The organism is Streptomyces sp. NBC_00328, assembly GCF_036139655.1.
Taxonomy (GTDB): domain Bacteria; phylum Actinomycetota; class Actinomycetes; order Streptomycetales; family Streptomycetaceae; genus Streptomyces.
The window spans coordinates 8,017,578-8,038,348 of record NZ_CP108013.1; the positions used below are offsets into that span (position 1 = coordinate 8,017,578).

Sequence of the window (20,771 nt, forward strand, 5' to 3'; positions counted from 1 at the left end):
CCCCCTTCCGGGAGTTCTTCCGGCAGCCCTCTCGGGAGTCCTTCCGGGAGCCCTACCGGGACTCCGCGGACACAGGAGTGAAGGAGAGTCCCGCTTGCCGGATCCGCGACAACCCACGCCGGAGGCATCCGTGAACCCAGCCCGTGAGCGGCACGCCGTGGCCATCGTCGGAGTGGGCGCCGCCGGCACCCTCACCGCCGTGCAGCTGTGCGAGACGGCGACCCGCCGCCGTACCCCGCTCGACCTCTTCCTGGTCGACCCCGCCCCCGAAGCCGGGCGGGGCAGCGCCTACACCACCACCGATCCCCGGCACCGACTGAACGTGCCCGCGGGCGGAATGAGCTGCTATCCCGACGATCCCGGCCACTTCACCCGATGGCTGTGCCGGCACGGCGAACCCACCGTCAGGGGAACCGACTTCGCCACCCGCTACCGGTACGGCGCCTATCTCGCCGACACCCTGGCCCGGGCGATCGTGCACGCCCACGGCACGGTCGCCGTGCACCGGCTGCGGACCAGGGCCGAGGCCTGCGCCCCCGCCCCGGACGGGGGCCTGGAGCTCCGGCTCGCCGACGGGCACGGCCTGGCGGCCGACAGCGTGGTCCTCGCCACCGGACCGGCCGCCACGACAGGTGCCTGGGCCCCGCCACGGCTCCGTACCTCCGAACGGTTCATCGGCTCGCCCTGGGCGCCCGGCGCCCTCGACGGACCGCTCGCCGAACCGGCCGGCCGCACGCGGGAGGGCGCGAGCGACGACGTCCTGCTCGTGGGCACCGGACTCACGGCGGTCGACCTCGCGCTCAGCCTCGACCGTCCCGGACGCACCGTGCACGCCCTCTCCCGGACCGGTCTGCTGCCGCAGCCGCACGCGCTGAGCCCCGCACCGGCGATGGCCGCGCCCGAAGGGCTCGACGCGCCGACCCTGCGCACGCTGCGCCGGGCCGTCTACCGTCACATCGGCCGCGCCGTGCGCGCCCACGGGGACTGGCGCCCCGCGCTCGACAGCCTGCGCCCGCACACCGCGCGCCTGTGGCGCAGCCTCACACCCGAGGAACGCGCCGCCTTCCTGCGCAGCGAGGGCGCGCTCTGGAACACCCACCGGCACCGGATGGCACCGGCGACGGCCGAGTCGCTGGACCGCGCCCGCACGGCCCGGCGCCTGCGTGTGCACACCGGCGGGATCGCCGACGCCGTCCCCCGGCCGGACGGCTCCGAGTTGCTCACCCTCTCCAACGGGCGGCGCGTCACGGCCGGTTGGGTGATCGACTGCACCGGGCCGGGGCCGCGCCCCGAAGACCCCCTGTGGCGCTCGCTGTTCGACACGGGTGCCGCCGTGCCCGGCCCGCTCGGCCTGGGCGTCGCGACCCGCGACGGCCGGCTCCTCGACGCCGCGGGCCGGGCCCAGCTCGCGATCTTCACCCTCGGCGCTCCGCGCCGCGGTGAACTGTGGGAGACCACCGCGATCCCCGAGATCCGCGTCCAGGCCGCGGAATTGGCCGAGCAGGTGCTCGCGCCACTGGCTCCCCGGCGCCGCCCCGCCCGCCGTCGACCCCTCGACGCGCACGGGCTCCCGCTGTCCACCCACGCCGAGGCGGCCGCCGCCCACCGCACCGGCCTCGAACGGGTCCTCAAGATCAGGGCCGGCGCCGAGGACGCCTTCGCGCGCGCCGTCGCCCTCGACCCCGGCTTCGCGCTCGGGCACGCGGCCCTCGCCCTGCTCGGCCATGAGTGCGGCGCCGACGTGGACGTACCGAGGGCACTGGCCGACGCGCAGCGCTGCGCGCGGGAACGGGCCGATGCGCGGGAACGCTCCTTCGTCGACGTGGTGACCCGCCGCGTGCACGGCGACAGCCCGGACACCGCCGCGCGCGCCCTGCTGGGCCACCTGGCCGCCTACCCCGCCGACGCGCTGGCGCTCGCCGCGGCCGTGCCCACCATCGCCTTCTCCGGCATCAACGATCTGGACAGCGCGTACGCGTTGAGCCTGGTCGAGCGCGCCTCGCCGGCCTACGAGGGCCACTGGTTCCCCGCCTCGCTCCTCGCCTTCCTGCGCCAGGGCCAGGGCCGCTACGACGAGGCGGCCGAGCTGGCCGGGCGCGCGCTGGCCGCCGAGCCGGCCTCCGGACACGCCGTGCACGCCCTCGCCCACGTCCACTACGAGTCAGGGGCCCACGAGAGCGGCCGCGACTGGCTGGACGCCTGGGTGTCCGGGCACGGACGGGGCGCCGTCCACCGGGCGCACTTCTCCTGGCACATCGCCCTGCACGAACTGGCCCTGGACGATCCCGCCGCCGTCCGCAGACGCTGGTTCGCCCAGCTCGCGCCGGGGCGGGTGACAGGCGTACGCGCCCTGGTCGACTCGGGGTCGCTGCTGTGGCGGGCCCGGCTCAGCGACAGCTGGCGCGGGCGGGTACCGGCGGCGGACGTGCTCGACAGTGTCGCCCGCGAGATCGTGGAACGGCCCGCGACCGCCTTCACCGCGCTGCACGCCGCTGTCGCCCTCACCGCCGCCGGTGACCTCGCGGCACTGCGGCGGCTGCGCGACCACGCCGCAGGGGCCGACCCCGTGCAGCGCGAGGTCGTCGTCCCCCTCTGCGAAGCCTTCGCCGCCCTCGTCGAGGAACGCTTCCACGAAGCCGCCCGGGGGTTGGACGCGCTCCTCCCCGTTCTCGGCCGGGTCGGCGGCAGCGCGGCCCAGCGCGAGGTCGTCGAGGAGACCCTGCTGTACGCCCTGGTCTCGGCGGGCCGCTGCGAGGCGGCCCGCCGCCTCCTGGACACCCGCCTCGACCGGAGTCATTCACCCCGGGACCGCCGTCTGCTGGCCGCGCTGCCTGATTGAGGCAGGGCACGCGTGGCCGGCCCGGCGGGGTCGCGGTCGCCCGGTCGCGGGACGGCGACGGCGCCGGGCCGGTTGAAACGGGCCGGTCCCGCCATCGGCGACGGGCGCCGGACCGCCTAGGTTTCGCTCCCGCCACCGGGGTGGGGTGGCCGGGGGCGGGCCCGCGGCCTTGCCCGCGCCCGCGTCAGTCGTGTGGCTCCGTCCGGGCCGTCGGCCGCCAGCCGAGGGCCCGGGAGATTCCGCGGGCCGCCAGCCGTACCGCCGGGATCAACGCCGGTACCTGCGCGTCGGCCCGGGGCACGACGAGTGACACGGCCGCGACGACGGTGCCGTCCGTGCCGCGCACCGGTGCCGCCACCGACAGGGCGTCCTCGGTCACCTGACGAGTGCTCACCGCCACACCCGTACGCCGGACCTCGGCCAGAGCGCGCCGCAGGCGGGCCGGATCGGTGATGGTGTAGGCCGTGTAGGCGGCCAACGGCCCGGCGCAGTAGGCGTCCTGGACCGCGGGCTGCGCGTGCGCGAGCAGCGCGAGGCCGACACCCGTCGCGTGCAGCGGCCAGCGGGCGCCCACCTGGATGCGTACACCGACCGACGAACGCCCGGCGATCCACTCGATGTAGACGACCTCGACGCCGTCGCGGACCGCCAACTGGACGTTCTCGTGCGTCGCTTCGTACAGGTCCTCCAGGTACGGCAGGGCGAGCTGCCGCAGCGCGAGCCCGCGCGGAGCGAGCGCCGCGACCTCCCAGAGACGCAGGCCGACGTGGTAGAGCCCGTCCGTGTCCCGCTCCAGCGCGCCCCACTCGGTGAGCGCGGCCACCAGCCGGTGGGCGGTCGTGAGGCTGAGGCCGGCCCGGCGGCTGATGCCCGTCAGGGACAGCGCCGTGTGCTCGTGGTCGAAGGCGGCGAGTACGGCGAGGAGGCGGCCGGGAGCGGACGGGGTGGTCATGATGCCTGGATCCAACAGGCCGGACGGCCGCGACGGCAACGGCCATGACGCGGAGGACGACCGACGGGCGGCGGGTCCTCGGGAATGAGCGCGCGCGATGGCACGCTGCTCGTCGGAAGACATGGTGGAACAGGTGACCGGCGTACTCCCTCGCCGCGCGGCTTGTGTCACCGCGAACTGCGAAGGTGGTACTTGCGTGAGGCTGACCATTCTGGGCGGCGGCGGATTCCGTGTCCCGCTCGTGTACGGGGCACTCCTCGGGGACCGGGCCGAGGGCCGCGTCACCCGGGTCGTGCTGCACGACCTGGACGCGGGACGGCTCTCCGCCGTGGCCCGCGTCCTCGCCGAGCAGGCGGCCGGGGACCCGGACGCACCGGAGGTGACCGTCACCACCGACCTCGACGAGGCCCTGCGCGGCGCCGACTTCGTCTTCTCCGCGATCCGCGTCGGGGGTCTGGAGGGCCGGGCGGCGGACGAGCGTGTCGCCCTCGCCCAGGGCGTCCTCGGCCAGGAGACGGTCGGCGCCGGCGGCATCGCGTACGGTCTGCGCACCGTGCCCGTCGCCGTGGACATCGCGCGGCGGGTGGCCCGGCTCGCGCCCGACGCCTGGGTCATCAACTTCACCAACCCGGCCGGACTGGTCACCGAAGCCATGTCCCGCCACCTCGGCGACCGCGTGATCGGCATCTGCGACTCCCCGGTCGGCCTCGGTCGCCGGATCGCGAGGGTCGTCGGCGCGCACCCGGGCGAGGCGTGGATCGACTACGTCGGGCTCAACCACCTCGGCTGGGTGCGCGGTCTGCGCGTCGCCGGCCGCGACGAACTCCCGCGTCTGCTCGCCGACCCCGACCTGCTCGGCTCCTTCGAGGAGGGCCGGCTCTTCGGCCCGCAGTGGCTCCGGTCCCTCGGCGCGGTCCCCAACGAATACCTGCACTACTACTACTTCAATCGGGAGACCGTCCGCGCCTACCAGCGGGCCGAGAAGACACGCGGCGCGTTCCTGCGCGACCAACAGGCCGGTTTCTACGAGGAGATGAGGCGCCCCGACGCGGCGGCCCTGACCGCCTGGGACCGCACCCGGGCGGAGCGCGAGGCGACGTACATGGCCGAGAACCGGGACGCCGCCGGTGCCGGGGAACGCGAGGACGACGACCTCTCCGGCGGCTACGAGAAGGTGGCGCTCGCGCTGATGCGGGCCATCGCCCGCGACGAACGGACGACCCTGATCCTCAACGTCCGCAACCGCGGCACGCTGGGCGTTCTCGACGCCGAGGCCGTCATCGAGGTTCCGTGTCTGGTGGACGCCAACGGCGCGCACCCCGTCACCGTCGATCCGCTGCCGGGCCACGCCACCGGCCTGGTGTGCGCGGTCAAGGCGGTGGAGCGGGAGGTGCTCTCCGCGGCCGAGTCGGGTTCCCGTACGACCGCGGTCAAGGCCTTCGCCCTGCACCCGCTCGTCGACTCCGTGAACGTGGCACACGCACTGGTCGACGGCTACACGGCCGTGCACCCGGGCCTGGCCTACCTCTCGTAGACGAGAGAGCCCCGGCCTTCAGGCGGGGGGTGAATCGCCCCACGGCGGCGGGTCGGTCAGTCCGGTCGTTTCTGCTGTGCGATGTAGTCCTTGACCATTTGCAGCGGGGCTCCACCGCATGAGCCGGCGAAGTATGAGGGCGACCAGAAACGGCCGTGCATGATGGCGTGGTTCACCCGCCCCGTGTACTCGGCGCGCAGACGCCGGGAGCTGACGCCCTTGAGGGAGTTCACCAGGCCGGACAGGGCGACCTTCGGCGGATAGTGCACGAGCAGGTGTACGTGGTCGGTTTCGCCGTTGAACTCCTTCAGTTCCGCGCCGAAGTCCTCGCAGACTTTGCGCATGGCTTCCTCGCAGGTGCGGAGCATGGCGTCGTCCATGACCTTCCGCCGGTATTTGGTGACGAATACCAAATGGGCGTGCAGGTTGTAGACGACTGTTCGACCTCGGCGGATATCAGGGTCAGGTTCCCATCGCGGTGACATAGACCAACGGTAGGGTGCGGTCATGCAGCTCCGGTACAACTTCCGCATCAGCCCGACGCCGGGTCAGCGCACCGCGCTGGCCCAGGCGTTCGGCTGTGTGCGGGTGGTGTACAACGACGCCCTGCGAATCCGCGAGGATGCCCGCAAGGCCGGACTGCCGTTCGTGACCTCGGCCGAACTGTCCAAGCGGCTCACCGCGTCGAAGAAGACCGAGCCCCGGGCCTGGGCTCGGCGAGGTGTCGTCGGTGGTCCTCCAGCAGTCCCTCCGGGACCTGGATACCGCGTACAAGAACTTCTTCGGCGGCCTCAAGGGCAAGCGCCCTCGCATGGGCGCACCCCGCTTCAAGTCCAGGCGCGACAACCGGCAGACGATCCGCTTCACCGCCAACGCCAGCTGGAAGATCACACCAGGTGGCCGTCTGCGCCTGCCCAAGATCGGCGACATCCCGGTCAAATGGTCCCGGTCTCTGCCCTCCACGCCGTCCACGGTGACCGTGACCAAGGACGCGGCGGGCCGGTACTTCGCGAGCTTCGTCGTGGAGACCGACCCGGCCGCCGACCTGGACCGCATGCCGACGACCGCCGACGAGGTGGGCATCGACCTCGGCCTCACCCTCCCCCAGACTCCGTCCGGGGGGACCCCCATCGCGGTCCTCTCCGACGGCCGGAAGGTGGGCGCGCCGAAGTTCTTCCGTCGCGCCGAGCGCAAGCTGAGGAAGGCGCAGCAGAGCCTCGCGCGCAAAACGAAGGGCTCGAACAACCGCAAGAAAGCCGTCGTCAAGGTCGCCCGCGCTCACGCGCACGCGGCGAACGCACGCAGGGACTTCCACCACAAGCTGTCCACGACGATCGTCCGCGAGAACCAAGCGGTGTACGTCGAGGACCTCGCGGTGAAGGGTCTCGCCCGCACGCGCCTGGCCAAGTCGGTGCACGACGCCGGATGGTCGGCGTTCGTGAGCATGCTGGAGTACAAGGCGGCACGGTACGGGCGGGTCTTCGCCCGCGTGGACCGGTTCTTCCCGTCCTCCCGGCTCTGCTCCGCCTGCGGCTTCAAGGACGGCCCCAAGCCGCTGAACGTCCGCGAGTGGACGTGCCAGGGCTGCGGGACCGTCCACGACCGCGACGTGAACGCCGCGATCAACATCAAGACCGAAGGACGCAAGGTCGCCGCCGGACAGGCGGAGACCGTAAACGGCCGTGGAGCGCAGGTAAGCCCGGGATCCGTCCCGGCACCGCGCGATGAAGCAGCAACCCGCCGAGACGGTCAGCCGACCGTAGTAGGAATCCTGGCCCTTTAGGACCGGGAGGATGTCAACTGACGTAGGGATCGACGGGGAGGGCCGTACGGCCGTGAAGGGGAAGGGAGTGCGGCGGGCGTTGCCCGGGTCCGTCTCGATGACACCCGCTTTGCGCTCCGGACTTGCCGACGCCTTGACGATCCGTTTCCTGCGTGTTCAACCCGCTGTCCGTGCCCGCGTTGTGTAGCGTCCCTAAGGTCCCTGAGTGCTTCGAGTGCGTCGAGTGCTTCGAAGGAAGGGACTCATGGACAGACCCCTCGCCGTCCGGGCTCGCGGGATCACCAAGTGCTTCGGCGACGTCGTCGCACTCGACGGCGTCGATCTGGATGTGGCACGGGGCCGGATCCACGGACTGGTCGGACCGAACGGCGCAGGCAAGACGACCCTGCTCGGTCTCCTGCTGGGCCTGGCCGTCGCGGACGAAGGCCGCCTGGAGATCCTCGGCACCCCCCTGCGGCGGGCGCTCGCCGCCCCCGACGGTGTCGCCGGTTTCGTGGACGGGCCCGGCCTCTACCCCTCGCTGACCGCCCGGCAGAACCTCGCCGCGCTGGCCGCACTCCGCGGCCAGGGCGCGCGGGCGGCCGGGGTCGACGAGGTGCTCGACCAGGTCGGGCTCACCGATGTCGCCGACGACCCGGCCCGCGGCTACTCCCTCGGCATGCGTCAGCGGCTCGGCCTGGCCGCCGCCCTGCTCGCCGAGCCCCGGCTGCTGGTGCTCGACGAACCGTCCAACGGCCTCGACCCGGCCGGCAAACGCCATGTGCACGGTGTCCTCAACCGGCTCGCGGCGAACGGAACCGCGGTGGTTCTCTCCAGCCACCGCATGGACGACCTCCAGGCACTGTGCTCCGAAGCCACCATCCTCGCGACCGGACGGGTCGTCTTCACCGGCCCGCTGAGCAAGCTGGCCTCCGAGAACCGTGAACTCGACTACCGGGTCCTCACCTCCGATCCCGGGGCCGCCCGTCTGCTGGCCCTCGGCACGGCCGGGATCCGTGTCGTCGACGACACGGCACCCCGGCAGGACGCCGAGGCGCTCGTCGTGCGCGCGCTGGTTCCCGCCGTCGACGAACTGGTCGTGGGGCTCGTGCGCGCGGGCATCGCCCTGCGTGAGCTCGCCCCCGTGGTGTCGCCTCTCGAAGCCGCGTTCCTCGCCCTCACCGAGCAGAAGGAGACCGGCAGATGACAGCGACCGTCGCCGAGGACGGTGACCTCGGAGCACAGAGCCCGGAGGAAACGGTCGCCGCCTCCCCCGTGTCCCGGTCGCGCGTGTGTACCGTTTCGAGCTGGTCAAACTCGTCTCGCAGTGGCGGATCCGGCTGCTGCTCCTCGCCTGCTGGATCGTGCCGGCCCTCTTCGTCGCCGCGGTGAGCCGGCAGAGCACGCTCCCCGTCGACACGCTCTTCGGCCGCTGGATGCACGCCACCGGGTGGGCCGGAGCGCTGGTGATGCTCGGCTTCGCGGGAACCTGGGCGCTCCCCCTGCTGACCTCGGTCGTGGCCGGCGACGTGTTCGCCTCCGAGGACCGGCTCGGCACCTGGCGCCATCTGCTCGTGGCGGTCAGGTCGCCGCGCCGGATCTTCGCGGCGAAGGCACTGGCCGGTCTCACCGTCATCCTGCTGCTCGTGGCCGGACTGGTCGCCTCCAGCTCGGCCGGCGGCCTGGTGGCGGTGGGCGACCAGCCGCTGGTCGGCCTCGACGGACACCTCCTGACACCGGGGGACGCCGCCGGCGAGGTCCTGCTCGCCTGGGCCTGCGTCCTCGCCCCGACCCTGGCCCTCGCCGCGATCGGCCTGCTCGGGTCCATCACTCTGGGACGGTCCCCGATGGGGCTCCTGCTGCCCGCGCTCGTCGCGCTCGCGATGCAGCTCGCCCAGATGATGCCGCTCCCCGTCGCCGTGCACCTCGCGCTGCCCGGTTACGCCTTCATCGCCTGGAACGGTCTGTTCACCAGCCCCGCACAGCTCGGCCCGCTCCTCATCGGCATCGCCGTCGGCCTGCTGTGGGCCGTGACCGCGACCGCGCTGGCCTACGTGCTCTTCATGCGGCGCGACTTCACCGACGTGGCGCACGACGGCTCGGGCCGCGGCGCGGTCGTCACCGGAGTCCTGCCGCTCGTCGCGCTGGCCGCCGTGACGGTCGCGGTCGTCGGCGCCGCCACGGGGGCCACGGGCTCCGGGATCGAGCAGGACAAGGTGCAGCGCTCGGCCGCCACGGCGTTCGCCCACCTCTACCGGCTCCAGACCAGGCAGCTCAACCGCCCCGCCGTCACGGAAGCGCAGCTGAAGGTCACGGCGTCCTGCGACAAGGGCAGTGTCAAGGTCGCGGCCGAGGGCCCGGGCAACGACTGGCGCTGTGTCGTCTCCTGGCATCTTCCCGGCGTCGACGCCGTGGGGACGGCCGTCTACCAGCTCGATGTCACCCCGGACGGCCGGTTCATGGCCGACGGCGACGGACCGAAGGAGGTGAACGGCTACTTCCTCGTCCGCACACCGACCGGGGACGCACCGAACCCGCTGTGGCAGTTCGACGGCAACGTCGACCTGCTCGCCACCTCGAAGGGATGACTCCATGCAGGTAACGCGCCACCGCCGGAGTGACGAGAAGGGGCGCAAGGGCCTTCTCGGCAGACGCACCGGCAGACGCATACCCCTGGTGACGGCGGGCACCACCGTCCTCGCCCTCGTCGCCGCCGGGGCCGCGTTCGCCCAGACGCGCCAGTTCGGCACCGACCAGGTCGGCCAGGTCACCGACCGGGGCCAGGTCGTCTCCAGCGACCAGTACATCGCCCCGTACGGCGACCGGCTCGTCGTGAACAACGGGAAGATCATGTCGTCCTCGGTCAGCCCGGACGGCACGCACCTCGCGGCCTCGGTCACCGACGGCGGGAGCGCCCTGTCGATCGTCGACCTGAAGAACTGGAAGGTGCAGCAGCTCGTCAGCAGCGCCGCGTCGTCGGTGCCGCGCATCAGCGGCAACAGCGTGGGCCAGGAAGGCCCCACGTACTCGCCCGACGGTTCGCAGCTCTGGCTGGGCCAGACCGACGGCTACACCCGGTTCACCGTGAACCCGGACGGCGGCGTCACCGCCCCGGTGTTCGTCCCGGTCGCGGCGGATGGTCCCAGGCACGCGCTGGTCGGCGCGGCGGTGTTCTCGTCCGACGGCTCCACCGTGTACTCCGCGGTCAACGGACAGAACCGGGTGGTCGCGATCGACGCGGCGACCGGGACCGTCCGGCAGAGCTGGAACGTGGGCAACGCCCCGCGTGACATGGCCGAGGTGGGCACCAAGCTCTACGTGAGCAACGAGGGCGGGCGTCCGGCGCGGGCCGGCGACACCACGCTCAACTCCTACAACACCCAGGTGCCGGCCGACCCGGTCACGGCTGCCACCACCACCGGCACCGTCAGCGTCATCGACCTGGCGGACCCGGCCACGCCCGTCGCGAGCATCCCCGTCGGTCTGCACCCGACGGCCCTGTACGCCAAGGACAGGGCACTGTTCGTCACCAACACCGCAACCAACGACGTGTCCGTCATCGACACCGCCGAGAACAAGGTCGTCCAGACCATCGCGACCCAGCCGTGGCCGGAGGCGTCGGTCGGCTACGAGCCCGACGCGGTGACGCTCACCGACGACGGCCGTCTGCTGGTGACGCTCGGCCGCGCCAACGCCGTGGCCGTCTACCGGTACCGGTCCCCGCAGGATCCGGTCCGTTACATCGGCCTGCTCCCGACGGACTACTTCCCCGCCGAGATCGCCGCCGTCGGCAAGGACGTGGTGGTCTCCAACACCCGTGGCATCGACGCCCGTCGGCCCACCACCGCTGCCGGGCACGGCACCCACGACACGACGTCGAGCGTGCAGCGGTTCACGCTGCCGGACGACAGCGTGATCAGGGCCCAGACGGCCAGGGTCTTCCGGCAGAACGGCTGGACCCGCGGCTCGGTCACCCGGTCCGAGGGCAGGAGCCACGCGAAGCCGGTGCCCGTCCCGCTGCGGCTCGGCGACCCCTCGACGATCAAGCACGTCTTCCTGCTCGTCAAGGAGAACCGTACCTACGACCAGGTCTTCGGGGATGTCCCGGAGGGCAACGGCGACCCGTCCCTTGCACAGTTCGGCGAGAACGTGACGCCCAACCAGCACGCCCTGGCCCGGCAGTTCGGTCTGTACGACAACACGTACGACATCGGCACGAACTCCGCCGAGGGCCACAACTGGCTCATGCAGGCGGACGATCCGGAGTACACCGAGTCCTCCGCCGGTGAGTACCAGCGCAGTTACGACACCGAGGACGACGCCCTCGGCCACCAGCGGACCGGGTTCCTGTGGACCGGCACACAGGCGACGGGGAAGTCGGCCCGGGACTTCGGCGAGTTCCAGCAGTTCCTGGCCAAACCGGCGGACGCGAGCTGGCAGAACCTGTACTGCGACTCCAAGAACATGGCGTCGACCGGGCAGGACACCGCGTACACGCTGAACTCGTCCTCGCCGATCCCGTCGCTCAACGACGTCTCCGTGCACGGCTTCCCGAAGTTCGACACCAGCGTCCCGGACATCTACCGGGAGGAGATCTGGAAGCGTGACTTCGAGAAGAACGGGCCGGCGAACCTGAACATGTTCTGGCTCTCCAGCGACCACACCGGCGGTCCCGCGAACGCGGCCGCCCAGGTCGCGGACAACGACCTCGCGACCGGCCGGATCGTCGACGAGATCTCGCACAGTAAGTACTGGAAGGACTCGGCGATCTTCGTCGTCGAGGACGACTCGCAGGCCGGTCTCGACCACGTGGACGGCCACCGCGCCCCGATCCAGATCATCAGCCCCTGGGCCCGGCACGGCGTCGTCGACAGCCACTACTACTCCCAGATCATGCTGATCCGGACTATCGAGCAGATCCTCGGCGTCCACCCGATGAACCAGAAGGACAGCGCCGCCACCCCGATGAGCGCGGCCTTCACCGGGCACGCGGACTACACGCCGTTCACCGCGCTGCCCAACCGGACCCCGCTGACCGACGGACTCAAGACCCCGCCCTCCTGCGGCCTGGACACCCCCGCGCCGCAGGACCCCGGCGCGGCGCCGGTGCCGTCGGCGAAGGTTCCGGCGGACAAGCGGGCGCTGGCGGCGAAGTGGGACACCTGGAAGTCGCACCAGCGGCTGACCGGGCCCAACGCCGTTCCCGACTTCGCCAACCCCGCGCAGATGAACCACTTCACCTGGTACGAGACGCACGGGTGGACCAAGCCGTACCCCGGTGAGCACCTCATCTTCGCGCCGCAGGACGTGCCGGGCGCCTACCTCCCGTCGTCGGAGTCCGACGGCTGACGGCTGACGGACGACGCTGAAGGCCGGCAACTGACCTACGAGCAGCACGAGATGGGCCGCCCGGATGTCCCGGGCGGCCCACCGCGTTTGACTGGTCCCGTCGTCGTCAGCCCGTGAAGCCGGCCGTGATCGACGTGAACTGCCAGGTGCTCTGGCTGATGCCGGAGCAGTTGCTCACCACGCCGCCCCCGGGGCAGGACCGGTCGCGGTTGACCGACCAGTAGGCGAGCCGGGCGATGTGATGGGAGTTGGCCCAGTCACGGATCGAGGTCCAGATCGCCGGGGTCGTGTTCTCCTGCTGGTCGGACAGACCGTTCATGCCGGAGATGCCGATGTGGGAGTAGGCCGTGGCGTCGTCCCAGCCGAAGGCCGACTTCAGCTTGGTCTTCAGCCCCTCGGTGGCGTTGACCGTGTTGCCGTACATGTCGGAGCCGCCGCCGAAGTCGAACGGCATGATGGTGAAGACGTCGATGTTCGCGTTCAGGGACTGCGCCTGCTCGATGAGCCGGTTGCCGTAGTAGGTCGGGCCGGTCGTCGAGGTGCCGAACGTGACGATCGTCTTCAGGCCCGGGTTGTTGGCCTTGACGGTCTTCAGCGCGGTCAGGATCTTCGCCTGGACGGCCTCGTTCTCGAACTCGTCGGTGTTCTCGATGTCCATGTCGATGGCCTTGAGGCCGTAGGCGTCGATCACCTTCTGCAGAGCGCCGGCGAGCGCGCTCGCCGAGGAGCAGTTGGCGCCGAGCTTGCTGCCCTGCCAGCCGCCGAACGACGGGACGATGTCACCGCCCGCGGAACGGATCTGGTTGATCGCCGTCTGGTCGACACCGCCGGTCAGCGCACGGCTGCCGTCCCAGGCCGGGTTGCAGCCACCGGAGTCGAGCACGAACGCCATCGTGAACCACTTGATCCCGGTCGCGTTCATCACCGTGGTCGGGTTCGGGGGATCGCCCCAGCCCTCGTACAGATAGGGAGCGGCCTGCTTGAAGCCGGTGCCGCCACCGCCGCCCGCGTCCGTGGTGACGCTCACGGAGTTGGAGGCCCCGGAGGTGTTCCCGGCCGCGTCACGCGCCTTGACGGTGAACGAGTACGCGGTGCTCGCGGACAGTCCGCTGACCGTGGCACTCGTACCCGAGGCGCTGAGCAGCTTGTTGGAGCCGCTGTAGACGTCGTACGCCGTGACGCCGACGTTGTCGCTCGACGCGCTCCACGACAGGGACACACTGGAGGACGTCTTGCCCGTGGACTTCAGGCCGGTGGGTGTGGTCGGCGCCTGGGTGTCGCTGCCGCCGCCACCGCCGCCGGGACCGTCGAGGCTGACGTCGTCGGCGTAGTAGGTGCCCTGCGCGTACCAGCCGTGGAGGTAGATCTTGGCGCTGGTCTGCGAGGCGCCGGTGGTGAAGGACACGGTGAGCTGGCTGTACGCCGACGGTGACGTCGTCCAGGTCGAGGCACCGCCGTCCACACCGAGGTAGACATAGCTGCCGCGCACCCAGCCGGAGAGGCTGTACGTCGTGTTCGGCTGGACCGAGACGGTCTGGGTGCACTGCGCGGTGTCGCTCGAACTGGCCGCCCCCGCGAGGGCTTTGGAGCCGCCGTGCACGGGGCTGGAGACGATCGAGCCCAGGTTGCCGGAGCAGGACCAGGGGGAGAGGCTGCCGGTCTCGAATCCGGGGTTGGACAGGATGTTGGCCGCCTCGGCCGTACCCGGAAGGGCGACCGCGCCGGCGAGGGCCAGCGCGGCCGTGCCCAGCAGGGCGAGGAAACGATGTCTGGAACGTCTGAGCATGGTCATGCGCACGCGATCTCCCTGGGGATATGGGGGTGTTCGGGAGTGCAGAGAGGTGCGCAACCAAGTTGGTATGGACCAATCGCGCTGTCAAGACACTGCGCGGGAATTGGTCCAGACCGGTAAAGGGGGGTGGGAAGCCGGGGGCTGTGGGCGCTGACCCTAGGCAGGCGCGATCGCGGCCGTGGCGGCCGCGGTGGCCTGGGCGGGGACGGCGGAGGCGGCCGCCTCGACCGGGGCGGACGGCGCGGCCGCCGGCTCCATGGCCTGCGCCGGCATCGCGGACAGGGTGGGCGCGCCCGAGTCGGACCGCCGCGCGGGCAGCGACAGCGGACGCACCGGACGCGGCCCCGCGACCACCGTGTAGTCCGGTCCGAGGAACGGCGGGACCACCTCGCCCGGCTCCTCGCCCAGCGCCAACTGCACGGCAGCCCAAGGGGCGTTGACCCCGCACTGGGCGATCTGGTGCAGCCCGCCCGCCGGACGCGTGTTCACGTCCATCAGCACCGGCTCGTCGCCGTACATGCGGAACTGGATGTTGGACAGGTAGTGCAGCCCGAACGCCTCGGCGAGCAGCCGGGCGGGCCCGGTCCACGCGTCGTCGAGGGTGAATCCGCGGCGCCGGCCGTTCTTCGTGCGCCCGATGGCCATCCGGACCCGGCCGTCCGGCCCGGTGAGGCAGTCCACCGACACCTCCGGCTGTCCGAGGTGCGGCATCACCAGCCAGTCGACGGGCTCCTCGGCCGCGCGCACCGCCTCCACCACCAGGTCCATAGGCACGTACGCGCTCGGGAAGCCGTTGAGGTGCATGAGCGAGAACGGGGAACGGGTGATCACCCGGAAGCCCACCCCGCCCGCGCCCGCCGCCGGCTTGAAGCAGGCCCGCTCGCCCGCGGCCTCCAACTCCTCGACCGCCGCGACCAGTTCCTCCACCGTACGGACCCGCCACCACGGGGGAACGGGAATACCCACGGCCTCCACGGCCTGGTACGCGACGGCCTTGTCGTGGAAGACCGCGACCGCCTCCGCGGGCGGGGCCAGCAGCGCCGTACCGAGCGCCGCGAACTCGGCGCGCTGCGCCACGATCGCGTCCTGGTGCAGGACCGGCACGAACACGTCGATGGAGCGGCGTGCGCACATGTCGAGGGCGTACTCGACGTAGGCGCGCGGCGACAGGCCCTCGGGCTCCGGCTCGGCGGTGTCGGCGGCGGCCAGGACGGGCGAGTCGGCGTCGCCGTGGGTGGCATGGATCTCGACCGCGCGGTGCTGCGGATTATTTCGCAGCTGGTCCATGAAGAACACGTTCTCCGCGTACGTGCGGTTGAGCCAGACGCGTACGCGAGAGCCCATGCAAGCCACCATTCAGGGTTCGCGGGCACGGCGGAGCGGGCCGGGCCCGGCCAGGGGTAGGGGAGGTACACCGAGCCGTCGCACGCCAAAGCAGATTCGGGCGGTGGTGTTGGGGCGATCATAAGGGGCGCGGGACCCTGATGCTGCTACAGGGATGTTACGGATTCGCCTGTCTGCCCGACCGGGCCTCCTTGTCCCTCGGCGGGAGCGTGTGCTGTTGTGTTGCCATTCGCTTTCTACGGGGGTGGCGCGTGCGGCCGACAGACGGCGATGCCGGAAACCTGCTGGCCATCAGCGACCTGCACATCGGCTACGCCGAGAACCGCGCCCTGGTCGAGAACATGCGTCCCGGGACGGACCAGGACTGGCTCCTGGTGGCCGGTGACATCGGGGAGATCGTCGAAGACATCCGGTGGGCACTCCGGACGCTCGCCGACCGCTTCCGCAAGGTCGTCTGGGTGCCGGGCAACCATGAACTGTGGACCCATCCCAAGGATCCGGTCCAGCTCCGCGGAGTGGCCCGCTACGAGCATCTGGTCGCCCTGTGCCGGGAGTTGGGCGTCATCACCCCCGAGGACCCCTACCCCGTCTGGAACGGGCCGGGCGGCCCCGCCGTCGTCGCGCCGCTCTTCCTGCTCTACGACTACTCCTTCCTGCCGCAGGGCTGTGCCACCAAGGCGGAGGGGCTCGCGTACGCCCAGGGGACCGGCATCGTGTGCACGGACGAGTACCTGCTGCACCCGGACCCGTATCCGAGCCGCGAGGAGTGGTGCCGGGCGCGGGTGGCCGAGACCGGGCGCAGACTCGCCGAGATCCCCGAGGGGCTGCCGGTCATCCCGGTCAACCACTACCCCCTGGACCGTCACCCGATGGACGTCCTGTGGCATCCCGAGTTCGCCATGTGGTGCGGCACGGCGGCGACCGCCGACTGGCACCGCAGGTTCCGTGTCGAGACCATGGTCTACGGACATCTGCACATCCCCCGGACCACCTGGCACGAGGGTGTCCGGTTCGAAGAGGTGTCGGTGGGCTATCCGCGAGAATGGCGTAGGCGACCGGGACCGCCGGGCACGCTGCGCCGCATTCTGCCGTTGGAGGTCAAAGCCGGTGATGGAGGAGCTGCTTCCGGGGTCGGTGGTGGCCGTGGAGAGCCACGGTGACGATCCGGCCGGGGAGGCGAGTCTGTACCCCGAGGAACTGGCGGTCCTGACCCGGGCCGTGGGCAAGCGGCGCCGCGAGTTCGCCACCGTGCGCGTCTGTGCCCGGCGCGCCATGGAGAAGCTGGGTGTGGCCCCGGGACCCGTGCTGCCGGGCGAGCGCGGGGCCCCGCGGTGGCCGGCGGGCGTCATCGGCAGCATGACCCACTGCGAGGGCTACGGCGCGGCCGCGCTCGCCCACGCCGGCGATCTCGCCTCCCTCGGCATCGACGCCGAACCCCATCTGGCGCTCCCCGACGACGTCCTGGACGCCGTCGCCCTCCCCGGTGAGTCCGACCGTCTGATCCGGCTCGGCGCCCGGGTGCCCGCCGTCCACTGGGACCGGCTGCTGTTCAGCGCCAAGGAGTCGGTCTACAAGGCGTGGTTCCCACTGACCGGCAAGTGGCTCGACTTCTCCGAGGCGGACATCGACATCTCCCTCGACCGGGCTCCCGTCACGGACGGCTTCTCGGGCGACCTGAGCGCCCGACTCCTCGTCCCGGGGCCCGTGGTGGACGGCCTTGCCGTCCAGACCTTCACCGGCCGCTGGACGGTCCGGGGCGGCCTGGTCGCGACGGCGGTCACGGTCCCGCACACCGGGCCGGGCCCGGTGCCGGGGTCCGGCGCCTGACCGTACGCCGCCACCCCGGCGCGGTCCCGGCGCCGGCTGCGCGCGGTCAGCCCGGTTCCGGGCACCAGGCGTGCAGCAGTTCGAAGAACGCGTCCTCGTTGCCCGCGAGGCCCGCCGCCTTCAGAGCCCGTTCCGTCTCGGCGAGCACGGCGGGCGGGACCATGGGTGGCCTGCTTCCGTCCGGCGGGCCGTCGAAAGCCGCTCGTACCGTCTGGAGGAGGCGGAGGTAGGCCTGCACGGCGGCGCGTTCGTGGTCGGTCAGTACGGCGGTCTGCATCGGACGGCTCTCCCTGGTCGGCTTGTCGTGACACTGGTCCTGAACCCAGCTTGCCGTCCGCCACTGACAATCCGGTTTCGGTCCCTGGAGGTTCGCCCGCTTAGCGGAGGCGAAACCTCACGGAAACCCCTGGTGGAACAGGACCCCTACGCTGGAGGGGAGAGCAGGGGCCGCCCACCGGGCGGCCTCGCAAGCCGCCGGCCGGCGGCTCGGCAGCCGTCTTCGCGGCGGCCTGGGAACGGGAGGTTCGCCCGTGGTCGACGTACAGCCCCGGCAGCCGCGGCGCACCGCGCGGCTGCGTTCGGTCGGTGACGGAGAACTGCGTCTGCGGCACCGCCTCGTGCACGGCTACCGGCGCGCCTACCGGATGGCGGGGCAGGGCCCGGCGCTCGTCCTGATCCATGGCATAGGCGACTCCTCGGCGACCTGGGCGGAGCTGATCCCCGACCTCGCCCGCACCCACACCGTGATCGCGCCCGACCTGCTCGGCCACGGCGCGTCCGACAAACCGCGCGCCGACTACTCGGTGGCCGCCTACGCCAACGGCGTACGCGATCTGCTCGCCACGCTCGACATCGAGTCCGCCACCCTGGTCGGGCATTCGCTGGGCGGGGGAGTGGCGATGCAGTTCGCCTACCAGTTCCCCGAGCGCACCGAGCGGCTGATCCTGGTCAGCGCGGGCGGTGTCGGCGGCGAGGTCAACCCCGTGCTGCGTGCCGTGTCGCTGCCCGGAGCCCATCTGCTGCTCTCCACGCTGCGACTGCCCGGCATGCGGCTGAACGTGGGTCTGTTCCTGCGTCTGATGCGTCTGCTCGACGCCGATCTGGCCCAGGACGCCCCGTCGTTGCTGAACCTCGTGGACGCGCTGCCCGACGCGACCTCCCGCAGCGCGTTCATCCGGACCCTGCGGGCCGTGGTCGACTGGCGCGGCCAGGCGGTCACCATGCTCGACCGCTGCTATCTCACCGAGGGCATGCCCACCATGCTGCTCTGGGGAGACCGGGACAGCGTGGTACCGGTGCGGCACGCCCACGGAGCGCACGCGGCCATGCCGGGCAGCCGCCTGGAGATCTTCGAGGGAGCGGGCCACTTCCCCTTCCACAGCGATCCGGCGCGCTTCCTCGCCCTGGTCGAGGAGTTCACGGCCACCACCGGTCCGGCCGACTGGAGCCGCGAGCACTGGCGGGAGCTGCTGCGTGCCGGGCGCCCGGGTACGACGGCGGGGCAGCCCGACACCGTCCGCAACCGCGAGGTGGAGCGGGACCTGCGCGAGGCGAGCGAACGCAGCGCGACCTGAGGGCCGGACGGGGGACCGTGGGCGGCGTCAGCCGGTTCGTTCGCGGGTGTCGTGCTCCGGCCCGGTCGCCGTTCGGCCCCGGACGGCCGCGACGACCGGCGAGTGGCGCAGCGCGTTCGACATGCGCACGAGGTCGCGCCGGCCGTCGGTGTGCGCGAACGTGGATCCGGTCGCGGGCGGCGCTTCCGCCGTCTCGGCCGAGCTGATGACACGGCCCTCCGGGTCCGCGGTCCTGGCCCGCACCGCCACGGTCACCATCGCCGCGTCCGCCTCGGCGTGCGCTTCGGCGGCGGAGGAGCCCGCCGCGAGTGCGGCTCCGTACGCCCGGGAGCGCACCTCGGAGTCGAAGTAGGGGTAGAGGCTCAGCATGCCGTCGTGGATGTCGGACTCCCGCTGGGTGACCTGGAGTTCGGCGGGCGACCACCAGGACATCCGCACCGCGCGGTCCTCCGGCACGGAGACCGGCTTCAGTTCGCGCCACAACGGGCCGAGCCGGCGATAGGTCGACCAGGTGTTCCAGCTGTCCTCGATGCGCCGCCAGGCGAGGGGGAGGCAGAAGCCGACGGCGGTGATCTGGGCCCCGGCAGAGGCGAGCAGGGGGGCCACATTGGTGCTGAGGCCGTCCAGGTCCGTGTCGTTCCAGCGGGCGACCACCGCCGTGAACTTGGCCGCGGAGTAAGGGATGTTGCACAGCGACCCGAAAGCGATGATCACCAGCCCGGCGCGCAGCCGGCCGCGGACCTGGACCGCCCAGCGCCAGCACATGATGTTCATCGCGACACCGGCGACCGTGAGCGACGCGAGATACAGGACGATCATCTCGCGGATGAAGGGGGTGTTGGCGTAGTACGTGTCGAGGTCGCGCAGCCGTTCGACGGAGGCGTCCCCGAGGGCGAACAGGACGATCAGTGCCAGGGCGACCACGGTGTACCCGAGGGTCCAGCGGCGGGAGAGCCGCCGGGTCACCTCGGGCGGTCCGCCGCGCCAGTTGATGATCAGCACCAGGCACGAGGCGCTGTAGGCGCTCAGCAGGCAGTAGACGAGGGGGGCCGAGATGTTGGGTATCCCGGTGACGTCGTTGACCGCGGCGATGGTCGGCGGGGCCGCGAAGAGGAACACCAGCCCCGCGAGGGCGAGGAGTACGCCGACGGAACGCAGCAGCGGGTCGCGCCAGCCGCGCAGCAGTGAGGGCCCTTTGAACGCGATCGCCGCGCCCATGGCGACGGCCGGGATGTAGTAGCTCGATCCGTCCATGCCCCCGCGACCTTCAGCCTCGCGGCCCGCGACAGCCCAGGGAGGCCTCGATACGGCCGGCCAGACCGTGCCGCTGCACCGGGCCGCGCAGTGAGGAACCGGCCAGCCAGGTACGGCACTTGCTGGCGAGCAGAAGACCGAAGCTCTCGGCCTCCTGTTCGTCGGCGAGGTCGAAGCGGGTGCGCGCCGCCACCTTCAGGACGGTGGCCTGGAGGTCGGCCCCGTCGCCGAGTAAGCGCGCCGCGACGGCCGCGCCGTCGACGTGATGGCTGCAGTGTCCGGCCTTCATGTGCCACAGCTCGTGGCCGAGGATGACCAACTGGTGGTCGGGCGCGGTGCGTTCCTCGATGACGACCAGGTCCTGCTCGGCCATGTCGAGCCACAGTCCGCTGGCGGTGCCGGGCGGGAACGCGGCCGTACGGAACTGGACGGGACGGCCGCGGCGTCGGCTCATCGCGCCGCACAGCGCGGTGTAGAGGTCGGCGGGGGCCGCCGGCGCGGGGAGCGAGAGCTCCGAGACCAGCTCGCCGCACAGGCGGCGCAT

General features: G+C 71.8%; 15 protein-coding genes and 1 pseudogene. 9 read left to right on the forward strand and 7 right to left on the reverse strand.

The genetic code is table 11. The features are described 5' to 3' along the window. Positions 1 to 130 precede the first annotated feature (130 nt). Positions 131 to 2,839: an FAD/NAD(P)-binding protein gene (locus tag OG485_RS34945; RefSeq protein ID WP_328672555.1), complete on the forward strand. Its 2,709-nt coding sequence runs from the start codon at positions 131 to 133 to the stop codon at positions 2,837 to 2,839. 184 nt (positions 2,840 to 3,023) lie between these two features. Here the strand turns inward: OG485_RS34945 and OG485_RS34950 are convergent, their stop codons facing one another. After that, entirely contained in the window at positions 3,024 to 3,791 is a 768-nt protein-coding gene (locus OG485_RS34950) for an IclR family transcriptional regulator (protein WP_328672556.1), read from the reverse strand. Positions 3,792 to 3,987: 196 nt separating this feature from the next. Here OG485_RS34950 and OG485_RS34955 point away from each other — a divergent pair, with 196 nt between their 5' ends. Beyond that, entirely contained in the window at positions 3,988 to 5,325 is a 1,338-nt protein-coding gene (locus OG485_RS34955) for a 6-phospho-beta-glucosidase (protein ID WP_328672557.1), read from the forward strand. 56 nt (positions 5,326 to 5,381) lie between these two features. Here the strand turns inward: OG485_RS34955 and tnpA are convergent, their stop codons facing one another. Next, a complete protein-coding gene (tnpA, locus tag OG485_RS34960; RefSeq protein WP_328674776.1) occupies positions 5,382 to 5,810 on the reverse strand; it encodes an IS200/IS605 family transposase in 429 nt (142 codons plus the stop codon). A 22-nt stretch (positions 5,811 to 5,832) separates the two neighbouring features. On the opposite strand from tnpA, the pseudogene OG485_RS34965 reads away from it, so the two are divergent. The 4 genes and pseudogenes from OG485_RS34965 to OG485_RS34980 all read left to right on the forward strand — a co-directional run bounded on the left by OG485_RS34965 (position 5,833) and on the right by OG485_RS34980 (position 12,436). Next, a pseudogene (locus tag OG485_RS34965) lies at positions 5,833 to 7,108 on the forward strand (RNA-guided endonuclease InsQ/TnpB family protein). 244 nt (positions 7,109 to 7,352) lie between these two features. Beyond that, entirely contained in the window at positions 7,353 to 8,294 is a 942-nt protein-coding gene (locus tag OG485_RS34970; protein WP_328672558.1) for an ABC transporter ATP-binding protein, read from the forward strand. A gap of 85 nt (positions 8,295 to 8,379) precedes the next feature. Beyond that, the gene (locus tag OG485_RS34975) at positions 8,380 to 9,675 is read left to right on the forward strand and encodes an ABC transporter permease (protein WP_328672559.1); all 1,296 of its coding nucleotides are present in this window, start codon (positions 8,380 to 8,382) and stop codon (positions 9,673 to 9,675) included. 4 nt (positions 9,676 to 9,679) lie between these two features. Beyond that, positions 9,680 to 12,436: a bifunctional YncE family protein/alkaline phosphatase family protein gene (locus tag OG485_RS34980; RefSeq protein ID WP_328672560.1), complete on the forward strand. Its 2,757-nt coding sequence runs from the start codon at positions 9,680 to 9,682 to the stop codon at positions 12,434 to 12,436. Between the two features lie 106 nt (positions 12,437 to 12,542). On the opposite strand, the gene OG485_RS34985 is transcribed toward OG485_RS34980, so the two are convergent. Beyond that, on the reverse strand, positions 12,543 to 14,228 hold the full coding sequence (locus OG485_RS34985; protein ID WP_328672561.1) for a carbohydrate binding domain-containing protein: 1,686 nt from the start codon (positions 14,226 to 14,228) through the stop codon (positions 12,543 to 12,545). Between the two features lie 156 nt (positions 14,229 to 14,384). Next, entirely contained in the window at positions 14,385 to 15,572 is a 1,188-nt protein-coding gene (locus OG485_RS34990; protein ID WP_328672562.1) for an ATP-grasp domain-containing protein, read from the reverse strand. A 251-nt stretch (positions 15,573 to 15,823) separates the two neighbouring features. On the opposite strand from OG485_RS34990, the gene OG485_RS34995 reads away from it, so the two are divergent. Both OG485_RS34995 and OG485_RS35000 read left to right on the forward strand, forming a co-directional pair. Further along, a complete protein-coding gene (locus OG485_RS34995) occupies positions 15,824 to 16,732 on the forward strand; it encodes a metallophosphoesterase family protein (RefSeq protein ID WP_328672563.1) in 909 nt (302 codons plus the stop codon). Continuing rightward, positions 16,680 to 17,399, forward strand: a complete 720-nt coding sequence (locus OG485_RS35000; RefSeq protein ID WP_328672564.1) for a 4'-phosphopantetheinyl transferase family protein — start codon at positions 16,680 to 16,682, stop codon at positions 17,397 to 17,399. The genes OG485_RS34995 and OG485_RS35000 overlap by 53 nt, the downstream gene beginning before the upstream one ends. 46 nt (positions 17,400 to 17,445) lie before the next feature. Here the strand turns inward: OG485_RS35000 and OG485_RS35005 are convergent, their stop codons facing one another. After that, positions 17,446 to 17,676 carry a hypothetical protein gene (locus tag OG485_RS35005; protein WP_328672565.1) on the reverse strand — a complete coding sequence of 77 codons (231 nt, stop codon included), beginning with the start codon at positions 17,674 to 17,676 and terminating at the stop codon, positions 17,446 to 17,448. Between the two features lie 253 nt (positions 17,677 to 17,929). Here OG485_RS35005 and OG485_RS35010 point away from each other — a divergent pair, with 253 nt between their 5' ends. After that, entirely contained in the window at positions 17,930 to 18,973 is a 1,044-nt protein-coding gene (locus OG485_RS35010; protein WP_326784508.1) for an alpha/beta fold hydrolase, read from the forward strand. Positions 18,974 to 19,000: 27 nt separating this feature from the next. Here the strand turns inward: OG485_RS35010 and OG485_RS35015 are convergent, their stop codons facing one another. After that, entirely contained in the window at positions 19,001 to 20,227 is a 1,227-nt protein-coding gene (locus tag OG485_RS35015; protein ID WP_328672566.1) for an MAB_1171c family putative transporter, read from the reverse strand. Positions 20,228 to 20,240: 13 nt separating this feature from the next. After that, positions 20,241 to 20,771: a toxin-antitoxin system, toxin component gene (locus OG485_RS35020; protein WP_326790721.1), complete on the reverse strand. Its 531-nt coding sequence runs from the start codon at positions 20,769 to 20,771 to the stop codon at positions 20,241 to 20,243.